20 protein-coding genes and 1 pseudogene are annotated in these 20,266 nt (G+C 56.1%); 12 read left to right on the plus strand and 9 right to left on the minus strand.

The annotated features are described in order from the left end of the window. Nucleotides 1–137 (minus strand): annotated as a pseudogene (locus PY649_RS28780) (acyltransferase); the annotation flags it as partial. 623 nt (nt 138–760) lie between these two features. Next, nucleotides 761–1,516, minus strand: a complete 756-nt coding sequence (locus PY649_RS28785) for an aquaporin (protein ID WP_120709171.1) — start codon at nt 1,514–1,516, stop codon at nt 761–763. Between the two features lie 484 nt (nt 1,517–2,000). Here PY649_RS28785 and PY649_RS28790 point away from each other — a divergent pair, with 484 nt between their 5' ends. From PY649_RS28790 to PY649_RS28800, 3 genes are all read left to right on the plus strand, one after another. Further along, a complete protein-coding gene (locus PY649_RS28790; protein ID WP_285872325.1) occupies nt 2,001–2,456 on the plus strand; it encodes a phasin in 456 nt (151 codons plus the stop codon). Nucleotides 2,457–2,650: 194 nt separating this feature from the next. Next, a complete protein-coding gene (locus tag PY649_RS28795; RefSeq protein ID WP_120708858.1) occupies nt 2,651–2,860 on the plus strand; it encodes a hypothetical protein in 210 nt (69 codons plus the stop codon). 115 nt (nt 2,861–2,975) lie between these two features. Next, complete coding sequence (locus tag PY649_RS28800) at nt 2,976–3,293, plus strand: DUF982 domain-containing protein (protein ID WP_120708859.1); 318 nt, start codon at nt 2,976–2,978, stop codon at nt 3,291–3,293. 137 nt (nt 3,294–3,430) lie between these two features. Here PY649_RS28800 and PY649_RS28805 read toward each other — a convergent pair whose 3' ends face one another. Beyond that, complete coding sequence (locus PY649_RS28805; RefSeq protein WP_285872327.1) at nt 3,431–3,739, minus strand: hypothetical protein; 309 nt, start codon at nt 3,737–3,739, stop codon at nt 3,431–3,433. Between the two features lie 176 nt (nt 3,740–3,915). Then, entirely contained in the window at nt 3,916–5,172 is a 1,257-nt protein-coding gene (locus PY649_RS28810; protein ID WP_120708860.1) for an ROK family transcriptional regulator, read from the minus strand. 278 nt (nt 5,173–5,450) lie between these two features. On the opposite strand from PY649_RS28810, the gene PY649_RS28815 reads away from it, so the two are divergent. From PY649_RS28815 to PY649_RS28835, 5 genes are all read left to right on the plus strand, one after another. Continuing rightward, on the plus strand, nt 5,451–6,917 hold the full coding sequence (locus tag PY649_RS28815) for an ABC transporter substrate-binding protein (protein WP_285872328.1): 1,467 nt from the start codon (nt 5,451–5,453) through the stop codon (nt 6,915–6,917). 77 nt (nt 6,918–6,994) lie between these two features. Continuing rightward, entirely contained in the window at nt 6,995–7,924 is a 930-nt protein-coding gene (locus PY649_RS28820; RefSeq protein WP_285872329.1) for a carbohydrate ABC transporter permease, read from the plus strand. A gap of 1 nt (nt 7,925) precedes the next feature. Next, complete coding sequence (locus tag PY649_RS28825) at nt 7,926–8,756, plus strand: carbohydrate ABC transporter permease (protein WP_285872330.1); 831 nt, start codon at nt 7,926–7,928, stop codon at nt 8,754–8,756. 32 nt (nt 8,757–8,788) lie between these two features. Continuing rightward, entirely contained in the window at nt 8,789–9,814 is a 1,026-nt protein-coding gene (locus PY649_RS28830; RefSeq protein ID WP_285872331.1) for a Gfo/Idh/MocA family protein, read from the plus strand. 76 nt (nt 9,815–9,890) lie between these two features. Next, a complete protein-coding gene (locus PY649_RS28835; RefSeq protein ID WP_285872332.1) occupies nt 9,891–11,057 on the plus strand; it encodes an ABC transporter ATP-binding protein in 1,167 nt (388 codons plus the stop codon). A 1,033-nt stretch (nt 11,058–12,090) separates the two neighbouring features. Here the strand turns inward: PY649_RS28835 and PY649_RS28840 are convergent. The 4 genes from PY649_RS28840 to PY649_RS28855 form a co-directional block, all read right to left on the minus strand. After that, nucleotides 12,091–12,807, minus strand: coding sequence for a GntR family transcriptional regulator (locus tag PY649_RS28840; protein WP_120708866.1), 717 nt, complete (start codon nt 12,805–12,807; stop codon nt 12,091–12,093). A gap of 276 nt (nt 12,808–13,083) precedes the next feature. Beyond that, the gene (locus PY649_RS28845; protein ID WP_285872333.1) at nt 13,084–13,587 is read right to left on the minus strand and encodes a GNAT family N-acetyltransferase; all 504 of its coding nucleotides are present in this window, start codon (nt 13,585–13,587) and stop codon (nt 13,084–13,086) included. 174 nt (nt 13,588–13,761) lie between these two features. Continuing rightward, a complete protein-coding gene (locus tag PY649_RS28850) occupies nt 13,762–14,430 on the minus strand; it encodes an HAD family hydrolase (RefSeq protein ID WP_120708868.1) in 669 nt (222 codons plus the stop codon). A gap of 79 nt (nt 14,431–14,509) precedes the next feature. After that, nucleotides 14,510–15,736 carry a DegT/DnrJ/EryC1/StrS family aminotransferase gene (locus PY649_RS28855; RefSeq protein WP_285872365.1) on the minus strand — a complete coding sequence of 409 codons (1,227 nt, stop codon included), beginning with the start codon at nt 15,734–15,736 and terminating at the stop codon, nt 14,510–14,512. Between the two features lie 480 nt (nt 15,737–16,216). On the opposite strand from PY649_RS28855, the gene PY649_RS28860 reads away from it, so the two are divergent. Further along, nucleotides 16,217–17,524: an ROK family protein gene (locus PY649_RS28860; protein WP_285872334.1), complete on the plus strand. Its 1,308-nt coding sequence runs from the start codon at nt 16,217–16,219 to the stop codon at nt 17,522–17,524. A 244-nt stretch (nt 17,525–17,768) separates the two neighbouring features. Here PY649_RS28860 and PY649_RS28865 read toward each other — a convergent pair whose 3' ends face one another. Then, nucleotides 17,769–18,065 carry a hypothetical protein gene (locus PY649_RS28865; RefSeq protein ID WP_120709174.1) on the minus strand — a complete coding sequence of 99 codons (297 nt, stop codon included), beginning with the start codon at nt 18,063–18,065 and terminating at the stop codon, nt 17,769–17,771. Between the two features lie 389 nt (nt 18,066–18,454). On the opposite strand from PY649_RS28865, the gene PY649_RS28870 reads away from it, so the two are divergent. The 3 genes from PY649_RS28870 to PY649_RS28880 all read left to right on the plus strand — a co-directional run bounded on the left by PY649_RS28870 (nt 18,455) and on the right by PY649_RS28880 (nt 20,248). Then, nucleotides 18,455–18,892, plus strand: coding sequence for a SyrB-like regulator (locus PY649_RS28870; protein ID WP_120708870.1), 438 nt, complete (start codon nt 18,455–18,457; stop codon nt 18,890–18,892). Nucleotides 18,893–19,034: 142 nt separating this feature from the next. Further along, nucleotides 19,035–19,634 (plus strand): hypothetical protein, encoded by a 600-nt coding sequence (locus PY649_RS28875; protein WP_285872335.1) that lies wholly within the window; start codon nt 19,035–19,037, stop codon nt 19,632–19,634. Between the two features lie 32 nt (nt 19,635–19,666). Further along, complete coding sequence (locus PY649_RS28880; protein WP_120708871.1) at nt 19,667–20,248, plus strand: hypothetical protein; 582 nt, start codon at nt 19,667–19,669, stop codon at nt 20,246–20,248. The last annotated feature ends 18 nt before the right edge of the window (nt 20,249–20,266 follow it).

Genomic DNA, 20,266 nt, shown 5'->3' on the forward strand with positions numbered 1-20,266 from the left:
TGACTGCCCTCGAACGGCTTTGCATTAAAGGCCCCGGTTGGCCCATAGGTCTTTCGAAAGAACTCGGCGAGTTCGACATGTTCGGCGAGTTCCAACTCGCTTTCCCAGCGCAATTTCCACTGCACGTCAGCGCGCATGCAAGACCTCTTATTTGCTGTCGACTGGAGTTCGGAGATATCGACCTTCGTCAAAGTTTATCGCTCGAGTTTGCCGCAAGCAGCAATCCGAACGCGGCGTACCGGCCACCCAATCTTTTTGAAATTTCCCAGATCCGAGTGATCGGCATTGGTTCTCAATGTGGCTCTCAAGGGGGATATTCGGTAACCGAAGCGCCATATCATGAGGCCAATCAAATCTGAAATGGCATTATTTCATGAATCGATGAACAGAGCTCATAGTGCTCGGTTTCGGGTGGCTCCAGCAGATAAATGGGAACGAATATCTTGCGGATCTTTTTGAATTCCCCGCAAAGCCCGCTCGAACGTCAGCCGCAAACATCGATCATATGTCCATTTTCGGCCATTGGCCGCACTGCCGACCGGAGGATTTTCTTCGTCGGGGTTGAGCCTTCCCGAACCTCCGTCGTAAGCGACCGTTTTCCTCTCGTGAAGGAATGCTGATTTTAATCAGCCATCTCTAATGAATTGACCAGTTGGAGTAAGCAGACATGGCTCTGCAAATGGGAAACGGAATCGCCGCACATGCGCGGGTTTGGTGGCGATTGGCAGCGATCAAGAGGACAATATCGTCGAACGGCGGATCAGAGGCGAGGTCGATAGTGGCGAGGCGCGTCAGCTCTACTTCGGTCTGCAAAGGTGGTGCCCTCACGCTTCGACGGGTTGCTCGTCGGTCGGAACGCGAGAATTCCACTGAGCTGAAGAAGGCCCGCCGCAATTGCACCGAGCATTGGCGCAAATATATAGAGCCAGAGCTGAGCGCGCGCGATCTCTCCCGCGAAGAGTGCCGGCCCGAGTGATCTTGCAGGGTTTACAGAAGCACCCGAAACCGTAATGCCGGCCAGATGGATTGCAATTAAGGTTAAACCGATCGCAAATCCTGCGAGAGTGCCTCCGCTATCCTCTGCCGTGCTTTTGAGAAATACAGTCACGAACAGAAACGAGGAGATGAACTCGAACAGGAACGCAGATTTCATCCCGTAGGCTCCCCAGCCGTTCTGAGCGAAACCTTCTGTGGCGATATCGTAACCGCCGAGCTTGTCCGTAGCGATCAGGTAGAGCGTGCCTGCCGCCGCGATAGCCCCCGCGCTTTGCGCGAAGACATAAGCCACGAAATCCCATAGTCCAAATCGCCGCGAAACGAGAAAACCCAGGCTGACGGCCGGATTGAGATGAGCACCTGAAACTGGGCCAATCGTGTAAGCCATGGCCACCACGGTCAACCCGAAGGCAAGAGCGACACCGAGCATGCCGACCTCCAGACGCATAAAAAGAAGTGTGCCGCAGCCGAAGAAAATGAGCGCAAAAGTTCCGAGGAATTCGCAAAAATATCTATTCATCTTTAACTCCGTTGATTTCATCCCCACGGATACTTCGCTGCCAACTGCGTTTTCGACAGCTTCATCGAGCAGCGTTGGCCAGAACCTTTTGAGACCTACAAAACCAATCGTCTGTGTAATAGGTGCGGAACAACATCAGAGCCTTTGCGCTCGCAGGTTTGTCATAAACCACGCATATTTCGTGCCGAATGAAAAAAATCGTTGCGGAGCAAGGCGATCATTCAGATGGTCGCTCTATTCCATGTTTGAAAGTGTCGCGAATTCGACAATAAATGACATGGCAGACGCGAAAGTCTCCAGGCGTACCCCTTAAGCCGCGGAACGATAATCGAAAGGCACTTTTTTAGAGCGCCCACCCCGCTGGCATGAAGCTTGCTGATCCTCGCCACAAGGCAAACAGCAAGCGTCAAAATTCTCAAAGATCGTCGCTGCGCCTGCCGACATCAACAGGTCACAACCAATGTCAATGAGAAGGAAAATCGCAATGACGAAGATTTCAGAAAGGTCCTTTGAAACCATCGAAAACTCAGCGTCGTCGGCTCCCAAGGTGGTCGATCAGTTCGGCGCGTCCGTAGAAAAGGGAAACAAGCAGTTGACAGAAGCCTTTTTGAAGTTTGCGTCGAGCGCTGAAGAGACGCAGAAAATGCTTACCCCAATCTTGGAAACTACCAATCTGGTTGGCTACGAATTAACGCTGAAGACGGTCGCTGCACTGCAGGCCAATACCGAAGCCGGCTTCTCGCACTTGCAAGCGTTGCTCGGCGCGAATTCGCCGTCGCAATTCTTTGAACTGCAGTCGACCTACCTCCGTAAGCGCGTTGACGCAAGCATCGAGCAGGCCAAGGAATTCCGCGCATTGGCAAACAAGGCGGTGGCGGAGATCTCAAAGCCGATCAAGGGTGCCTTTGACAAAGCTTTGACGGACCTCAAGGCGACCTAAATCAACTCCAGACTAACACACCGCCGATAGGAGTTGTTGGTGCATGCCAATGCCTAATCAGAAACGTCGAGACGAATGGCAGGATTTCACCGATAGACGCATATGATCGAAGCTGCTTTTGACGGAGTTTGGGGATGATTCGAATTTGTCGAAGGGCAATGGGGAATGATTGCTCTATTGCCTTGGCGAGGAAATTGACCGCGGTCGCAGCGGCGGCCTACTCGCCTTTTTCTTCAAACGATCTTCTGGACGACGTGCGGCCGGCAACCTCTATTTGGCCGGAAACCTATACCATGCCGACATTAGCAGCTAACGACGGCGCGCCCATGCTACCGGTCGCGGTAGCAAAATCTCACAATCGCGTCGAATTGTGGCAGGCGGCCATTGCCGTCCGCTTCGCTTGAGGGTTGCTCCGCCAGCTCAATCAACGCGGCTCGGCATCGCGGCGATACTTGAACGTTCGGAAGTTATTCCAATATCTTTCGCAGGATCACAGGTGGCGTGGAAAGGAGGAATCAGATGCCGGTGAATGATGTTTCATGGACTCGTCCGATCACGATCCGACTGCAGAGCGGTCTCGAGCGGACATTTGCAGGCGTTTACGACGCCCTGGATTTTCTCGAAAACGAATGGCCATTGCGCTTTGGCGAACGCCATCAGCGCGCGGTCAAAACCTGTCGCGGTGCCCTCAACGGCACCGTAGCCGCCGTCATCGCGCGAGAGGCATTCATGGATGCTTGCCTCGAAGCCGGCATGACGGCAGGCATGGCCCCGTTGAAGGTTAAGCAGAACACTCACCCGGCGCGAACCGCTCGGCTGGCTCTCATCCGGATCTGACATTTATTGGTCCCGCTTCACTAGATGCGGGACTTGCGCTTTCAAGGCCAATCCAGATCGCCCCTTTTGTCGAGGACCCGATCGAAGGTTGATCCATTGTCCGTTTAGTCGACCTTAGGAATGACGTCGCGTTGATCCTATTGCGAACGAGCAAAGTGTGAATGAGCTCGCTGGTCGAGCAGCTTCACATAGCGCAGACGCATCTCCTTCATGTCGATCTCGCCTTCGATCCACAACTCAACGAGCGCGACGAATTCGGAGTCGTCGTCGATCGGCGTTCCACGAGCACGCGCGCGGGCAATTGCACGTTCCGCAATGGATCGTCGTGACTGGATGATACCATGCCCCCCGGATCGAACTAAGCGCCCCCGCGATAGCAATTCGATCGAGCAGCCGCCACTTGAAAACCGATACGCCAGACCATACTTGCCGATTATCGCCCGCATCGATGGCTTCCTGCTCGATGATCGTTCATTTGGCGTTCGAGGCTGTCCGGGTTGGAAAGAGAGGGCGCTCCCTGAGAAGGTCGAGCGCCCTCTCTTGTTTTGGCCCCACCGATAATTGAAACGACAATGGCTTAACCGTCAGGATCGGCCGCTCCGGCCCCAGCGATCGTATCATGCTAGATGACGAGCTTGAGGTGGCTGGACAAGACCAAGCCAGCTGCCCCTCGCAATGCGGTGTGACCTTCGCCAATACCATTCACCGTGATGGAAATTTCCTGGTTCGGCCGCTTCCTGACCAGGCGCTCGACATGCTGCCTGACGCGCTCGGCTGCGTCTACGCCGCCGCCTGCGATATCGCCGTGCAGGACATAGGAATTGAGCGACAGGGTCTGTTGCAAGTTAAGAATCCCGAACGCCACGTTTCGTGTATAGCGGTCCAGCAGACCGTCCGCAGCCTCCGACCCCTCGGCGGCCCCTTTAACGAGGCGAGCGCAGGTGACAGTCTCGGGATTTTCCATGCCTTGTCGAGCCGCTTCGCGCCGCAACCAGGGCAGAGCGGCGACGGTTTCCCAACATCCGTGCTTGCCGCAATTGCAGAGTTCTCCATCGATCTGGACCACCGTATGGCCAAGTTCGCCTCCGGAGCCAGCAAGCCCCCGATAGACGCGTCCGTCGATGTAGAACGCGCCGCCCAATACTTCGCCGGTATAAATGGCTGCGAATGTCTGCTGGCCTCGTCCCGGCCCGAACCACCGGTCGCCAACGAGCAGCGCGCGCGGATGGTGATCGATGACGACAGGGAGTGAAAAATGCTTCTGCAGGATGTCGACCAGAGGAAGGCCGGTCAGAACGGGCGCGAGATTGACAGCAAGGATCACGCCATTATCGCTGTCGATCATGCCTCCCGAGGCTATGCCAATCCCGAAGGGCGCCTGATGGGCTTGTGCGAGCGTCACGGATAAGGTGTCCTTTATGATGGTCAGGAACATATCCCTGTCCCCATGCGGATCGAATTCCGCCTTTGTCAGCGCTTTGATTTCGCCGCTGAGGGTCACGAGACATGTCTGGATCCGGCCTGGCAGGAGGAGCACGGCGCCGAGCATCGGGGCTTCCGGATTGAAATAGATCGGACGTGCCGGCTTGCCGCCCTTGAAGTCGGAGGGCACCGCATCGCCTTCGACAAGCAGGCCCTCTTCGATCATCGGCTGGACGATGCCGGTAATGGTCGTCCGGTTGACGCCGGCCAAACGGGCGAGCTCCGCACGGCTTTTGGGACCATTGTCGTACAACGCCTGCAGCACCCGGCCGCGATTGATCTCGCCGAGAGTGGACTGGGAAACGAGCGTTACATTGCCACCTTCGCCAGCCAGCGCTTCCTTGGTGGAAGCACTGCGTTGCCCCAGCGAATAGGATGGCTGATTTCCGAACTTCAATTTCTATCTCCGATTTGGCAGCCGTCTTTCTAGCCCCTGAGCGCTTGCTCGGCCAGATGGCGCTTGCCTGCGTCGCACAGAACAACCAGATCGATGGCTGGCCAGGCTAGCTCGAGGAATCCCTGTGACGACTTCTTGACAGTAACATAAGTTTGTGCGAAGTACAAACAAACTGATGATAGCGGCAGATCGAGGGGCAACAATCGAAATCGAGCTCGGCGCCAACAGGCTTCCCGGCATCGAGTGAGGTTGGATTACGAGCAACTGAGGAGGCATACATGACATTCGATATCGGAAATATGTCGCGCCGGAACATGCTGAAGTCAGCATCGGTCGCGGCTCTCTTGGCATCAAGTGCAGGCTCACTTGTCGCGCCGCGGCGTGCGTCTGCCCAAGACGCCAAGACCGTGCGCGTTCTGTCGGTCGAAGATCCGTTCTTCTTCTCGATGAAAGCGATGATCCCGGAATTCGAGAAGGAAACGGGCATCAAGGTTGAACTCGAAAGCCTTTCCTACGACGCGCTGCAGACGCGCCTGGTCTCCGCCTTCGTCGCAAAGACCTCGGATGCCGACGTGATTGCCGTCGACCAGATGTGGCTTGGCCAGTATCTCGACAACGGCTGGATCATTTCTCTCAACGACTACATCGCCAAGGACAGCGACATCGACCTCGCCGACTTCATCCCGGAGGTCCTCTATTCGTCGAACATGTGGCGCGGGCAGATCGCAACGCTGCCGGTGGCGGCTTACGCGCAAGGGGTGATGTACCGCAAGGATATCTTCGAGAGCTTCGGCATCGCCGCACCGCCGACCAAGGCCGCCGAAGACTGGACCTGGACGAAGTATATCGAGACGCTGAAGGCGCTCGAAGGCAAGTCGTTCGACGGCAAGCCGCTCTTCCCGACGGTGATTTGCGGATCGCAGCCGTCGCCGATTACGCACATGTTTACCCAGCTTTCGGCGAGCCACGGCGCGAGCTGGTTCAAGTCCTTCCCCGGCGCGCCCTGGGATTTCTCGCCGCAGCTCACCGGCCCGGCCTGGGCAAAGTCGGTCGATGTCTACCGGCAGCTCTATAAGCTCTCGCCGCCCGAAGCGATCAACTACGTCTGGTTCGATGCCGGCACCCGCTTCGCCAAGGGCGATATCGGCATGTTCTACTGGTGGACGCCGTATTTCTATCTGGTGAAGAATTCCGGCTACATGACGGGCAAGAAATCCGATGTCATCAACAAATACGCGACCGCCGCACTTCCGAAGGCCGAAGGAGTCTCTCAGAAGGTGAGCCTCGGTGGCTGGAGCCTCGGTGTTCCCTCCAGTTCCGACCGGCAGGACAACGGCTATGCCTTCATCAAATGGGCGACGTCGAAGGCGACGCAGAAGAAGATGGCCGAGTGGCCGGACCTCAATTTCCAGTTCTCGGATTTTGCCCGCAAGTCGCTCTACGAGGACGCCGACGTCAAGAAGATCTATCCCTACCTCGATGTCCAGTACGACATGATGAAGCAGGGCAACGGCAAGATCACGCGTCCGCCGGTTCCCGGCTACACCGCCGTCGAAAGTGTGCTCGGCCTCACGCTCAACCAGCTTCTGACCGGCAACGAAGATCCGAAGACGGCGCTCGAGCGCACGAACAGCCTGTTCGAAAGCATCCTCAAGGGCAATCTGATGATCCCGTATCAGAAGGAAAGCTATGCCGACACGCTCGATGGCGCCAAGGCCCTGATCGGCAAGCTCGGCAAGGCGTAATAGAATTCTCCTCGGGCCGGCGCGTGCAAAGGTTCGCGCCGGCTGAGAACCGAGTGAAGAAGAACTGGACTTCGACAATGCACGCTACCACCCTTCGCTCACTGCCAACGCTTGCGCCCGTCCGGCGCGGCTTCGTCCGGCGCCACCTCCCATACTTCCTGATCGCGCCTTCGGTGATCATGCTGCTCGCGCTGATCGCCTATCCGCTGCTCTTTGCGCTGAAGTCGAGCTTCTATTTCTGGAACCTGCAGGTCGGCCCACAGCCACTGGCCTTCGTCGGCTTCGACAATTACGTCCAGGCGCTGAACGCCTTCGATTTTCGCGCGGCCCTGACCAACACGCTGATCCTGTCGATTCTGGGCACGGCAATCGAGTTCGCGCTCGGACTGGCGATTGCGCTCGTCCTGCTCAAAGCGCTGCCCGGCATGAATGTCGTGCGGGCACTTCTGATCCTGCCGACAACGATCGCGCCGATTGTCGTCGGCTTCCTGTTCCGCTATCTCTACGATCCGGGCGGCGGCCTTGTGACCTGGGTGCTGCAGTCGCTCGCGCTGCCGGTGCCGGCAGAGGGTATTCTCGGCTCGCCGTCGACCGCCCTTGCCGCAATCCTCTTCGTTGATATCTGGCAGTGGACGCCCTTCTTTGCCATCGTGCTCTACGCAAGCCTGCTTGCCGTTCCCGACGAGATCATCGAAGCCGCCAGGCTCGATCGGGCGTCGGCCTGGACGATCCTGATGCGCATCAAGCTGCCGCTCATCCGGCGCACCGCGATCATCATCGTCATGCTGCGCTTCATGCAGATCTTCAACACATTCGACACGGTGCTGGTGCTGACCCGTGGCGGGCCGGGGACGTCGACGCGCACGCTCGGTTATTCGCTCTACGAGCAGGGGCTCGTCAATTTCAATGTCGGGCTCGTCAGCGCTCAGACCTGGATCGCGGTGCTGATCGTCAACATCATCGTCGCCCTCTACGTCTTCTTCGCCTTCCGCAATGAGGAGTGGTGACATGAAAAGCCGCACGACTTTTTACACGGCGCTCACCTATGCCGCGGGCCTGTTGTTCCTGGCCATCTTCATCGGCCCGATCCTGTGGTTCCTGGCGCTCGCCATCCGGCCGGCCGAAACGGCCTTTGCGATGCCGCCGCAGCTCACCTTCGAGCCGACGTTCGACGCCTTCCGGCATATCCTCGTCGATCCCGGCACCAATTCACCGCAATTGGTGAACTCGCTGATCGTCGCAATCGGCGCGGTGTTGCTCAATCTGCCCTTCTCGGTGCCGGCGGCCTACGCTCTCTCGCGCTTTAAGATGCGCGGCAAGAAGAACATCATGCTCTGGTATCTCGGGCTGTTGATGGCGCCGCCGATCGCCTTTCTGATCCCGTATTTCGTGCTGATCACGCGGATCGGCCTGCAGGGCTCCTATTTCTCGATGGTGCTGGTTCTCCAGACGCTGACGATCCCGTTCTCTGTCTGGCTGATGAAGAGCTTCATCGACGAGGTGCCGGCTGAACTCGAAGAGGCCGCCCGTGTCGACGGCGCGCGCTGGTATACGATCATGTGGCGCATCACGCTGCCGATCGTTCGCCCCGGCATCATCGTTACCTCGATGTTCGCCTTCGTCTTTGCCTGGAACAACGCAGCCTTCCCGCTGGTGCTGAGTTCGCGTTCCACCGCCACTCTCCCGATCGGGACCCTTGGATATTTCGCGACCAGCGGCGTGACCTGGAACTACATCGCCGCAGCCGCCGTGCTCGCGATGATCCCGCCGATGATCATCTTCCTGGTGTTCGACCGCTACGTCGTCCGGGGCCTGACCTTCGGGTCGGTCAAAGGCTGAGCTTTTCTAAAGTCTGAATGGAGTAAAAAAGAATGAGCAAACTTCGTATCGGCGTTATCGGCGCCGGCCTCTGGGGCAATAATCACGCCCATACTTTCAACGTCCTGCCGGAGACCGAGCTTGTCGGCGTCTGCGACCTGGACGAGGGCAGGGCGCTCAAAATGAAAGAAAGCTTTGGCGCAGCGGAAGCGTTCACCGACTACAATAAGCTGATCGCCAGCGACCGCATCGATGCCGTCTCCGTTGCGACGCCGGACTTTACCCACACGCCGATCATCCTTGCCGCACTCAAAGCCGACAAGCATGTCTTGAGCGAAAAGCCGCTGGCGACGACCGTCAAGGAAGCCGAAGAGATCGCCGAGGCTGCCGCAAAGTCGAAGGGCAAGCTGATGATCGACTTCCACAATCGGGTGAACCCGATCCTTGCGCAGGTCCGCGATATGATCCAGGACGGCCAGATCGGCTTGGCGAAACACGGCATGGCGCGGCTCTCGAACACGACCTTCGTTCCCTTCGAAATGTTGAGCTGGGCCGCGAAGTCCTCCGCGCTCTGGTTCCTGGGCAGCCATCTCGTCGACGTACTGCGCTTCATCCTCGAAGACGAGGTGACCCGCGTCTACGCCGTTGCGCGGTCCGGCACGCTTGCCGCGGGCGGCGTCGACACCAAGGATTTCCACGCGTCGATCCTCGAATTCTCCAAGGGCACGGTCGTGACCATGGAAAACAGCTGGATCCTGTCGCGCGACAACCCGTCGCTCGTCGATTTCAAAATCGAGTTCGTCGGCGAGAAGGGGCAGATCCAGGCGGATCCCACCCATAACGGCGGTCTGCGCCGCATCGTCGATGGTGGCATGCGGTTCAACGACTACATCGGCATGACGCCGACAGGCGCCACCCGCATCGGCGGCTTCGTGCAGGAATCCATTGCCCGCTTCGTCGACAGCGTGGTGCGCGACGTGCCCCTGCTTGCCGATGCAAACGACGGTCTTGCCAATACCAAGGTTCTGGCGGCGATCGAGGAGTCCGTTGCCAGCGGCAAACCTCAGACCATCGGCTGATGCCGTCACCAATCCCGCGAGGCATTCATCCGAATGGATAGGCTGCCTCGCCTCTTGATACTGGGAGAAGAATTATATGGCGTCCATGACCTTTGACGGGATTGGAAAAACCTATCCGGACGGAACCGTCGCCGTCGCCAATGTGAGCTTTACGGTCGCCAACGGCGAGTTCGTCGTGCTGGTCGGACCGTCCGGCTGCGGCAAATCCACCCTTCTCAGGATGGCGGCCGGACTGGAATTGCTCAACAGCGGCCGGCTGCTCATGGACGATCAGGATGTCACCAACACCGAGCCGCAGGACCGCGACATCGCGATGGTGTTCCAGAATTACGCGCTCTATCCGCATATGACCGTCTACGAAAACATGGCCTTCGGCCTGCAGCAGCGCAAGATGCCGAAGGACAAGATCGACAAGCTCGTTCGCGATGCAGCCGAGATGCTCGATCTCACCAAATACCTGCACCGCAAGCCCGGTGCGCTGTCCGGCGGGCAGCGCCAGCGTGTCGCGATGGGGCGCGCAATCGTCCGCCATCCAATGGCGTTCCTGATGGACGAGCCGCTTTCCAATCTCGATGCCAAGCTGCGTGTTCAGATGCGCGCCGAGCTCAAGCTGTTGAACCAGCGTCTCGGCGTCACCACACTCTATGTCACCCATGATCAGGTCGAGGCGATGACGATGGGCGACCGGGTTGCGGTGCTAAAGCCGGTCGCCGATGCCGGCGAAAGCAACCTGCAGCAGATCGACACGCCGCAGCGGCTCTACGATCGGCCGGTGAATCTATTCGTTGCCGGCTTTATCGGTTCGCCGGCGATGAATTTCGTGCGGGCTGAACTACAGGCGGATGGCCAAAGCCTGCGTGCCACGATCGTAGGCACCGGCATCACCTTTCCGGTTCCCGCGAGCGCTGCGTTGTCTGCCTATGCCGGGCGCCAGATCATCGCCGGAATACGCCCGGAAATGTTTCGGGTGTGTCCAGAGCAGGACGCGCTGTTTAATGAGCCGGTCCCGGTTGCCGAGGCGCTCGGCGCCGACACCTTCGTGTTCTTCGACATCGCCTCTCCGCCGGTCAATGTCAGCGATGCGGATGACCCCGACGATTTCAGCCGCAAGGTTACGAACCGGCTGGTTGCGCGCATCCCCCCGATGGCGACCCCCGCGCCGAAGCAGCGGCTGCCGCTGACGGTCGATCTGGACAAGCTGCACTGGTTCGATCCGCATACAGGGGTTTCGATACGCGACTGATCCAGGTGCTTGCATGCAAACGATCCGCTCGAATGGGCCCCGCGTAGTACGATTGCCTCCCAAGGCGCCTTGGCTGTCGTCGAGCAAAGCTCGGCGACAGCCTCTTTTCGAACGGCGAGAGTCGGCACATTCAAACCATGATCGAGAGATCTGTAACATCCAAAGGCTAGGAGTGGCGCGTGAAATACGGAAAACGGACGACGCGGCGGCTCAGATCCGGCATTTGGGCGAAATCGTTGCGGAGTTCCGCCTTGGTCCTGCAGACAATTCATCGGATGTCCGCCATCCAAACATGGCAAGTCTTGACAGTCTGCTGCGGTTGCCTGGCCGGTGTATGATGGCGAAACTTGCGGACGCCATTGGGGATGGTCAACAACGTTGCGGAGCGTTGAAGGCGATCTGAGAGCTCTGCAGGCGCGAAACGACGATCGCTGTCTTCGCTGTGTTGTGCGCCGGCTGTTCGGCGAGGAACGAAAATCCGTCGGACGTCGAATTTGATTGCGCAGTTCAAGCCGAGAATCGATCACGAGGTCATAGACCGAATTTTTACCGAGTGTTCATGAAGCGGAAACTCTCGCCCTTTGAAAGATCGTGCCTTTGGTGGATATCGGTCGGCAGGAATGTCTCCGAGATTGCCTTGCTTGAAGGCAAGCGTGAAGCCGAAATCTGTCTATGTCTGGACCGAGCAGTTGCCCGCCTTGGTGCGACCTCTGTAGAGGATGCGCTCAAGAAGGCGAACCTCTTTAGGTCGGATCGCCTGATAGTGCCGTTACCAGAGAGAAAAGCTTAAACGCTTCTGACACCTAACAGATCCTCAAAGGAACCTGCAGCTCAGGGAGCCGAACGCGTCGGCTACGATTGGGCGACAACAGGCGGTCAGGTTGGGTACACTGCTCCGCGGGCCACCATGTCTCCGTTTTGAGCTCGGGGAGGCCTGCCTGATCACAAACTACCGGACACGGAAAGCCGCTTGTTCGGCTGCGCAAAAAAAACTGAATGGCTGAGCTGCTCGACAATGATCAAAATTGCGTTTTTACAAACTTCTCACCAGCCGAAGAAAACTTGTCGATCGCTGATTGTTTACCTCTTGTACGACGCGCGGGAGAGCGCTTTGTTCGACATCAAGGTGGCTCATTAATGCGGCCTCCACCGCCCCCGTCGCCTTGCTCAACTGCGGCATCACGTCAATGAGCCTTGCTAGGCTTTTTTCATAGGAAGGGGCAAGCTCCGACGTTATTATTTCCATCCGGATAGGACGAGAGCAAAAACAGAATTTGTCGATAATTCTGCAAATCTCGCAATTTTCCGACAACTGGGCGATGTTGGCAAAGATGGTTTCCGCATGTATTGCGAGCTGGTCGCGCGGCGGCTTATCGCGTACGCCGCCATCGTCCGGGACATGCGACCGCATACGCCAGAGTGCGTAGGTGAGGGTTTGACGCGCGATAACATATAAGTCCAACAGTGCCCCTTCCACGAGCGGCCTAGTGAAATAGCCTCTTTGAGGAACGGAGAGAATCTTTCCCTCCGCGGCAAGTCGGATGAGCGCTTCGCGTATCGGTGTCCGACCAAGGCCAAGAGTGGTGGCAAGATCCTGGTCACTGAGATGTTGCGCAGGCACGCGGGCGTAGCTGTAAAGCAATTCAAGAACAGCATTGTAGGCAGCGTCAGCCTTTGCAGGCAGCGGTTCGCCTGTGGAAGTTGGAACGGCTATTCCACGACATTGGAGCGCTTTCTCACAGAGCCACATTTTTCAATTTCCTCTGTCGGTGCAATTTGAGAACCGTATGGCGTTTGGCGAATTCAAACGTCAACCCAACTCATTGCGATGCATAGGGATTTCGTGTGGGCGATGATTTATGAAGTCTAATATAGGCGACAGTCTGGCTGAGGTCACGTCTGCCCTAGTCCGACAGTCCGAAGTACGATCCGTTGCCGTCTTCGATACCTTCAGTGCGGGCAGGGCACTTGAGCCTCGGAGGAAAATTGACTGGGAAGCCAACACAGATATTCCAGTTGCTCTGACCTAGGCTTGAATGGCGTCCGGCAAGATCTTTGTCATTAACGTCGCGTCGCCATAAGGTGTCCGCACGTGGTCAATTTCCAACCAGCCGTGCTTTGTATAGAGGCCTTCTGCATCCTCCGTTGTAAGATAAAGCTTTTTATGGCCGAGGCGCAAAGCTTCGTGTTCCAGCTTCTTGATCAGCAATGTGGCCGTGCCTTTATTGCGGTGGAATGGATGGACATATAGCGACTTCAGCCACGGAGAAAGATCGGGTCTTCCCCTAAAATCATACTCGGCCAGGCTGATCATCCCTGTGGGCCTGCTGTCTTCGATGGCAATCAAGGTCAGTGGTATAGAACTCCGTGTGGAGGCTTCGAATTCACGCTCCACCTGCTCGAATGATCCATTGGCTTGACAGCCCCATTGCCCAAAGGACCAACTCGCACAAACGGAAATTAAATCGCGACAACTCTCCAGATACTCAATTGCTATCGGAGCCTGAATGTATGTGTGCTTCGCAGCCATCGTCTCTTCCTTTTTACCGTATGCCGCACGCTCTAAGATTGAGGCCCATAGTGGAGCAGGTCTTCGCACGGGATGATTCCGTCGCCAAAGGGGATCCATAACAACGAATGGGGCATCTGGGTCCTGACCTGCAGGTCATAAGGTGCAAGAGCGTCTTGGACAACGGCCCAACTGTCAACCTGCAAGGATTTCTGGTAGCGCCGTCATCTGGCTGAATGTTCTCATCGCGCCTGCTTCCAGCAATTTATTAGCGTGCTCGAAAGGACAATGAGAACCGCCGACGAAACCAATTACCCGCATTCGAGCCGCCACCGCCGCCTGAACCCCCGCGACGCTATCTTCGATGACCAAGCAGTCATCGGCCGACGTGTCCATTCTTTCAGACGCAAACAGAAAAAGATCTGGGGCGGGCTTGCCGCACGCGACCTGAGAAGCACTGAAGACATAAGGCGAAAAATAATCGTACAGGTCTGTTAGTTTAAGTGCAAAATGCAGCTTTTTCAGATCGCTGCTCGATGCCACGCATCTCTCCGCATTGATGGCCTCCAAAGCTTGATTGACGCCCGAGATTGCCTTGAGATCGCTAGCATACCGTTTGCCAATTTCTGCCATCACAGATTCATGATGACCCTCCGGCAAACGTAGTCCAGACTCAGCTTCGATGATTGAATAAGTTTGGCGATCGGTCATGCCTATGAAGCGACTATTATAAGTATCAGCGGTGATATTATATCCGTGCCCTGCCAATGCTTCGACATGCACCGCGGTAGCAATGATTTCGCTGTCGATTAGGACTCCATCGCAATCGAAAATCAAAAGTTTCGGGGTTTTGCAGGACGTCATAGGATTACTCCATTGTCGACACAAACAATCTTGCAAGAGGGCAGGCCTGCAGGTTAGCCTGAATTCATCCCTTCCATTGCTAGATGGTTGTCGTGATACCGGAAATCTTTGGGCCAAACTTGAAAAGAGCCTTCCAGACCCTGTGAAACGCTTCTGCGTAAAGTTCCATTACCTCGGCTTCATTGGGTGGCGCGATCTCTGATACGTAAAACATCGTATTCAAGAGTTTCACTGTGTTGGGAAAATCGGCGGCTTTCCAATCGTCGGCAATGTTCGGCAGATATTCGAAGACGGGCTTCCTAAGCCAAACTAAAACGGGCGCACCTTCGGCCTGTAGCATTTTGACCACGGTATCCCTTGCCGCCGGACCTGAACCAAAACCGAATGCTTCCGGTTCGATGCGAAGCGGGAAGTTGAGCATGGACTGATCGCAGTCAGATGGGTCGAAGAGCGGAAATAAACCTGGGAGATCTCGGATCATCTCCCATAGAATTTTTCCATTATCTCTTCGAACTTGAAGTTGTGTCTCCAGATTCCCTAATCGCATCTTTGCTATACTCGAGGAGAAGACGTTGGGGCGGTAGTTATAGCCTGCCGAACACGGGGAAAAAGCCCGATCTCCATTTCGAGATGAACTTGTCAGCGAAACGGCGTCCACATGTTCAATTAGGTCTTTGTCCTCCGTAATCACGAATCCCAGTTCGCCGGCTCCAAGGTGTTTGGCGCCATTGCCCGATAAAGCGAGTGCATCTGTATCGATGTATGCTCCGTTTACGATCGCTTTAATGGCGCCGATAGATTGGCAGACGTCATCGATCACCGCGGCACCTCGAGCGCGTGCGGCAGATCTTGCGTGAGGAACACGGATATTATTCCCAAAGAGGTGCGTGATGAGAACCGCTCCGACGCCTGGCCCGAATTTGTCGGCTGCCGCTTCTTGATCGATCCCGACCAAGTTCATGTCGACATCAACGAAGACCGGCTGGAGACCACTGATTGCAATTGGTCCCACCGCTCCAGGCCAATTCAGCGCGGCGGTGACCACGTGTTCGCCCCGGTCTTTAAAATAATCAAGCTCGATATGGATTGCCGCCGTACCACTGCCGACGGCGCGCACCCTCCATTTCCCAGCCCATGTTTCGAGATTTTGCTCCAAGTCGGCCACGATTGGGTGATTAACCCGATGATACCTTCCACTATCTACAACTTCGCGGAGCGCATCTAAATGCTCCGCCTGTGTGGCTGGCCAACGCGTGATCCGCTTCGGAGGAACGATAGGCTCCCCGCCGAGAAGGGCAAGATCCATTTCCTGCCTGTCCTCTCTGGAGTTATAAAATTCCAGATTATTGCTGGCGTGTCCGTTCATTACACTCCTCCGACAGCTAATTGTGATCGATCATCGGTCAATTTTCTGGGGATGTTCTATTGTTTTATCAAGGAAAATCAACAGATATCAAAATATATTTTAAAGTATATTTTATTATAGATGGAATATCCGACATTTGATGTGGATTTTACTAAAAATATATATCAGCATGATTTACATATACTGAGAGAGCGTGCCTTCTTTTTCCGAAGTGACTATTCGGATGATACGCTGGCGAAGAACTTCAGTTGTGTGATGATCGCCTATACCGCCACCAGTGGGAAGGAGTGTTAAAACCGGCAAGCCACATAGGTCCAAGTTACCACCCGCGATTCCGGGAAACGGCAATGGCCACAGGCAGTCGCGAGGAAGTCGCCGTAAGGGCAATCGAGTTTCGATAAAAAGGGAAAGTCGGATCCAATGGAGTCCATGATAAAAAGATTAGAAAAACGATCGACTGCAGGAAATGCGGACACGTCTAACGGATCTAACAAGCACTGTTTCATCGGGCCGGTCGACGGCAATCAAAACCCCGCCAGACGATTCAAGCCAGCTCATCCTCTAATCTCAGCGGGGACACTGGGGGTCGCAAATCGGGGACGCCTGATACAAGCATTATACGACATGGGCGCGTCGAGCAGGGTGGAGCTCGCGCGCGTCACCGGCGCAAACCGAGCAACTATCGGCGGCATCGTCCAACCATTGATCAACCAGGGTATTCTTGTCGAAGGCGACGTGGTTCCCGCTAATCGGACCGGCGGAAAACCGGCTACCAAGGTGTGGTTCTCGAGGCAGGCCAAGCCGATCTGCGCAGTCCTGCTGATGCCAGAACGTGTCCGCGCGTCCTTGGTCTCACTGGAGGGCGAGATCTATGCTCAACACGATGCCGATTTAACGACAGATCTAAAAGATGCTTCCGATGGATTTCAGATCGTCAGTACCTGTGTTGAAGAGGCAATCGCCTCTGCCCACCTGCCGGTTTTAGGCATCGGGCTGGCAGTTGCCGGAGGGCTCAATGCGGCAAAAGGTTCGATCTTGGCTATGGATCTTACGCCATGCCTCCATGGATTTCCGATAGAAGCAGAGTTAACAAAAAGGTTCGGGGTTCCGGTCTGCATCGATCCAAATACCAGAGCTTTGCTTGTTGGCGATCGTTGGTTCGGACAAGGACGTGGGCAGAGAAATTTTGCTGCGGTCTATGTCGGTGAGTCATTGGGCGCGGCGATCTATGTCGATGGACATCTTTACAGGGGTGCGGCGGGTGAGGCCGGCCAAATCGGCCATACCATCGTGCAACTCAATGGCCGGATCTGCCGATGCGGACGACGAGGATGTTGGGAAACGATTGCCAGTCTGCAATGGTTAAGAAACGAAGCACAAGCCAGGGGGTTGCCGCAGCCTGGCTCGTTGGATGCGGGCCGTTTGGTGTCGCTTGCCAAGAGTGGCACGGAAGGGGCAAAAGAGCTGCTTCAAGCCTACGCGTTCAATATTTCTGTTGGATTGGCGAACCTTCAGCAGCTGGCGGCGCCCAACTGCATTACTCTGCATGGTGATGTCGTGCGTGGAGGAAAATGGATGTTAGAGCTTATTGAAGAGAACTTCAGAGAACTGATATTCAATCCTGCGGATAAACAGATCACCCTCGCTCCCGGCGATAGTGAAGACGTCGCTAGCCTGCGCGGCGCGGCGGGTCTCGTTCTCGCAGAATTGCTAGATGTCATAATCTGAACAGAGAAGGGCCAGATTCGATTGGAATTGGGGTCTGCTTGCAAAAGGTGTTCGTCCCGATTTCCAGTGAAACCGCTGCCGTCCAAGTCGAAGACCGAATTGCTTGCCCGCCGCAATCTGTTTGTATTTCCGGTTCGCGCTGAGCCTAAGGCCGGTGGAGCAGACGATGTTGGAGCGCGAGATCTTGTGTTATATGTGCCGGTCCGGCAAAGGGACTGTGCGGCGGCGTGCAGGCGAGGCGAAACTAAGCTAATAACGAGACGAGAACGGACAACCAGATCAAGGCGACTCCCAGCAACAACGCTCGCCTGGCAGCCACGATTTTTTCCTGGCCTTCTTCTGCGACCGGGGTCGTTATAATCCAAGGGACCGAGCCAAGCGCTGCAAACCCGACGAGCGCCAAGATCACAACGATCAAATCGGAGCGGTGCCAGCCGCCGGGCTCATACACGCCCCAATAGCCAAGGAACGCCATTCCCACCGCGAACATGGTGGCGGAGGCAGAGCAAAGCCCGGGAACAGAACCTGATGGTGCACGCATCTCGCATCCTCTCTTGCCGTTCGCACCAAAGGCGATTTCCATGACGGTGCAAACCGCATTTGCACATGTGTGTCAAGGTTCGCGGCCACGTGAAGCATTGATCAATTGTGAGTGGTCGAGGAAAGCCGGACATACAGCGATGCGGTTGACAGCATACGGGCGAGTTCCTCTCTCATCTCGGAATGTGATCGCCGGCTCGTCGCGACATTGACCGGTCTGGCCTCGCAGGCACGGCTTCGTTGTTTTATTCCCTCGTTGACAGCCTCCATTCATCTCCCAGCCTGGGCTGAGAGCGGTGCTGTCCAAATCCGCCGGCCACCAAAGCACTGATGTTGACTCTGTCTTTCACTCAGCCGAAAAGAAGTCCTGCCGACAGAGGGAGATAACTCATGGCTGACGAGAATAATACTGGCTCAATCACCGAGATGGCAGACACCAATTCATTGGCAAAAACGCCGGCGCCTAAAATGCAGCGCGCACCGCGACGCCCGAAAGCAGCTGCCGAGGCAACGGTTGCCACGCAAGTTGGCAAGACCGGGAAGGCGCCGCGGGGTCGCAGGAAGCGTCGCGAACAAACCGCAGACACAAAGTCCGCATCTGTCGGAACGCAAGCTGCCGACATCGCGGTCCAGGACGTCACGAAGGACACGGTACGCGAGAGGATGTCACAGCAGCCTGAGCAAACCGTTTCGGCGCCCGCTTCGGCAAGAGACGAGATGGCGGATCTTATTCAGCTGGAAGAGGAAAATAAGAGGCTGCGTAAGCTCTTGGCAGAGAAATTGCGGGCGGAAAATGCCGAACTGCGCAAGCGGCTCGGGCTCGATTGATCGCCGATCAACAGCAGGATGGTGGCGAGATCGACCTTAGCCATCCTTCTCGGCAGGGGATACGTTCGCCGGGCTCACCTACGAGCCCGGTTTTTGGGCTGCGGCGATGTTATGGATACGGATTGGTCGAGGTTGAAGCATTATGAAATCACCGTGGAAATTCCTTGTTCGACTAACCTCGCGAAGACCACCGGCACGCGAGACTTCGATTGGGCATGGTGCCGACACCGACGCAAGCCAAATTGACCGGCAAGAGGCGTTGGAGCTTCCTCTAAACCGAACGGAGCGCACCCTTGGATCCGGGCTCGATGAAAACCGATCTGTTGAGCTCGTCGCGACTGATCCAACGGAATTCGAACCTGAGGTCGATGCCGCGGGCGCGGCCTCGGCGCCGGTCGATGTTGACGAGGTCCAAGAACCGGCGCTTCCTGAGCTCAGGTGGTCGAACGCCGAAGCCTCTGCATTACCGCTTGAAAGCGAGACGAGCAAACAGCCTCGACGAATACCGCAGACAAAAAAGCCGACACATGCGAAAAGAATCCACGCCGACATGGCGGTGCAGAACGCAGCTGTCGCAGGCGATAATCAAATTGCGCAATCCTCATCGAGACGGGAGGCCTTCTTCGACGAGATGGCAAGGCTGGACGAGGAAATCAAGCAACTGAGGAGCCAATTGGCTCAAAAGCTGCTTTTGCAGAATGATCAGCTTAAAAAAATGCTTGAGCGATTCGAAATACCGTAAATCTTCATTACGATTTCATAGATGGGACACATATGAAAACACAGCAGCGAAAATTCGTTGTCGAACTCAAATCGGCGCGCCGTCGGACAGCGATGCGGCCGGCTTCTATTTGGGGCGATACCGATCTCAAGGCGCTTGCGCTCGAGGCGGAAGTTGACGCACCGCATCTCTTCGAGCCCAATGTCGTCTCAAATGGTCCGAAACGAGAAGGCGAGCCCTGGGCGGATCCAAAACCGAAAACTCGTCTCAATAATAATTTTGAAACCGGCGACGACAAGCAGATTTCGGCGCCCTCTCTCGATGCGGGACAGATTTGTCCGCCTCAGCAGGACAACGGTCTGACTTTCACCTCTGTTTCACCATTGAAAGAGGGCTCTTCCAGGCGGCCTCGAAAGGATGCAAAGCATCGACGCGACGCGAATGTCAATTACCATGCGAACGACACCGCAAGCCTGCCCAGTGCGCAATCAAACGATAGCCATGGGGATATATCAGTCGATGAGTTAATCGCGCTTGACGAAGAGAATCGACGGCTCAAGGCGTTGCTGGTGAAACATCTTCTTCAACAAAACATGCAGATTCGAAAGATGCTTGCGCGATTTGGCGTCAACTGAGGCATCTTGTAAACCGAT

It is taken from the genome of Rhizobium mayense (assembly GCF_030272705.1).
Classification (GTDB): domain Bacteria; phylum Pseudomonadota; class Alphaproteobacteria; order Rhizobiales; family Rhizobiaceae; genus Rhizobium; species Rhizobium mayense.

Excerpts from the sequence above, each read along its gene's own strand:
- PY649_RS28830 (WP_285872331.1), top strand. The coding sequence starts at position 8,789 with ATGAGCAAACTTCGTATCGGCGTTATCGGCGCCGGCCTCTGGGGCAAT.
- PY649_RS28880 (WP_120708871.1), top strand. The coding sequence starts at position 19,667 with ATGAAAACACAGCAGCGAAAATTCGTTGTCGAACTCAAATCGGCGCGC.
- PY649_RS28850 (WP_120708868.1), bottom strand. The coding sequence starts at position 14,430 with ATGACGTCCTGCAAAACCCCGAAACTTTTGATTTTCGATTGCGATGGA.
- PY649_RS28835 (WP_285872332.1), top strand. The coding sequence starts at position 9,891 with ATGGCGTCCATGACCTTTGACGGGATTGGAAAAACCTATCCGGACGGA.
- PY649_RS28815 (WP_285872328.1), top strand. The coding sequence starts at position 5,451 with ATGACATTCGATATCGGAAATATGTCGCGCCGGAACATGCTGAAGTCA.
- PY649_RS28800 (WP_120708859.1), top strand. The coding sequence starts at position 2,976 with ATGCCGGTGAATGATGTTTCATGGACTCGTCCGATCACGATCCGACTG.
- PY649_RS28790 (WP_285872325.1), top strand. The coding sequence starts at position 2,001 with ATGACGAAGATTTCAGAAAGGTCCTTTGAAACCATCGAAAACTCAGCG.
- PY649_RS28870 (WP_120708870.1), top strand. The coding sequence starts at position 18,455 with ATGGCTGACGAGAATAATACTGGCTCAATCACCGAGATGGCAGACACC.
- PY649_RS28845 (WP_285872333.1), bottom strand. The coding sequence starts at position 13,587 with ATGGCTGCGAAGCACACATACATTCAGGCTCCGATAGCAATTGAGTAT.
- PY649_RS28860 (WP_285872334.1), top strand. The coding sequence starts at position 16,217 with ATGGAGTCCATGATAAAAAGATTAGAAAAACGATCGACTGCAGGAAAT.
- PY649_RS28805 (WP_285872327.1), bottom strand. The coding sequence starts at position 3,739 with ATGCGGGCGATAATCGGCAAGTATGGTCTGGCGTATCGGTTTTCAAGT.
- PY649_RS28875 (WP_285872335.1), top strand. The coding sequence starts at position 19,035 with ATGAAATCACCGTGGAAATTCCTTGTTCGACTAACCTCGCGAAGACCA.
- PY649_RS28855 (WP_285872365.1), bottom strand. The coding sequence starts at position 15,736 with ATGGATCTTGCCCTTCTCGGCGGGGAGCCTATCGTTCCTCCGAAGCGG.
- PY649_RS28820 (WP_285872329.1), top strand. The coding sequence starts at position 6,995 with ATGCACGCTACCACCCTTCGCTCACTGCCAACGCTTGCGCCCGTCCGG.
- PY649_RS28840 (WP_120708866.1), bottom strand. The coding sequence starts at position 12,807 with ATGTGGCTCTGTGAGAAAGCGCTCCAATGTCGTGGAATAGCCGTTCCA.
- PY649_RS28785 (WP_120709171.1), bottom strand. The coding sequence starts at position 1,516 with ATGAATAGATATTTTTGCGAATTCCTCGGAACTTTTGCGCTCATTTTC.
- PY649_RS28865 (WP_120709174.1), bottom strand. The coding sequence starts at position 18,065 with ATGCGTGCACCATCAGGTTCTGTTCCCGGGCTTTGCTCTGCCTCCGCC.
- PY649_RS28825 (WP_285872330.1), top strand. The coding sequence starts at position 7,926 with ATGAAAAGCCGCACGACTTTTTACACGGCGCTCACCTATGCCGCGGGC.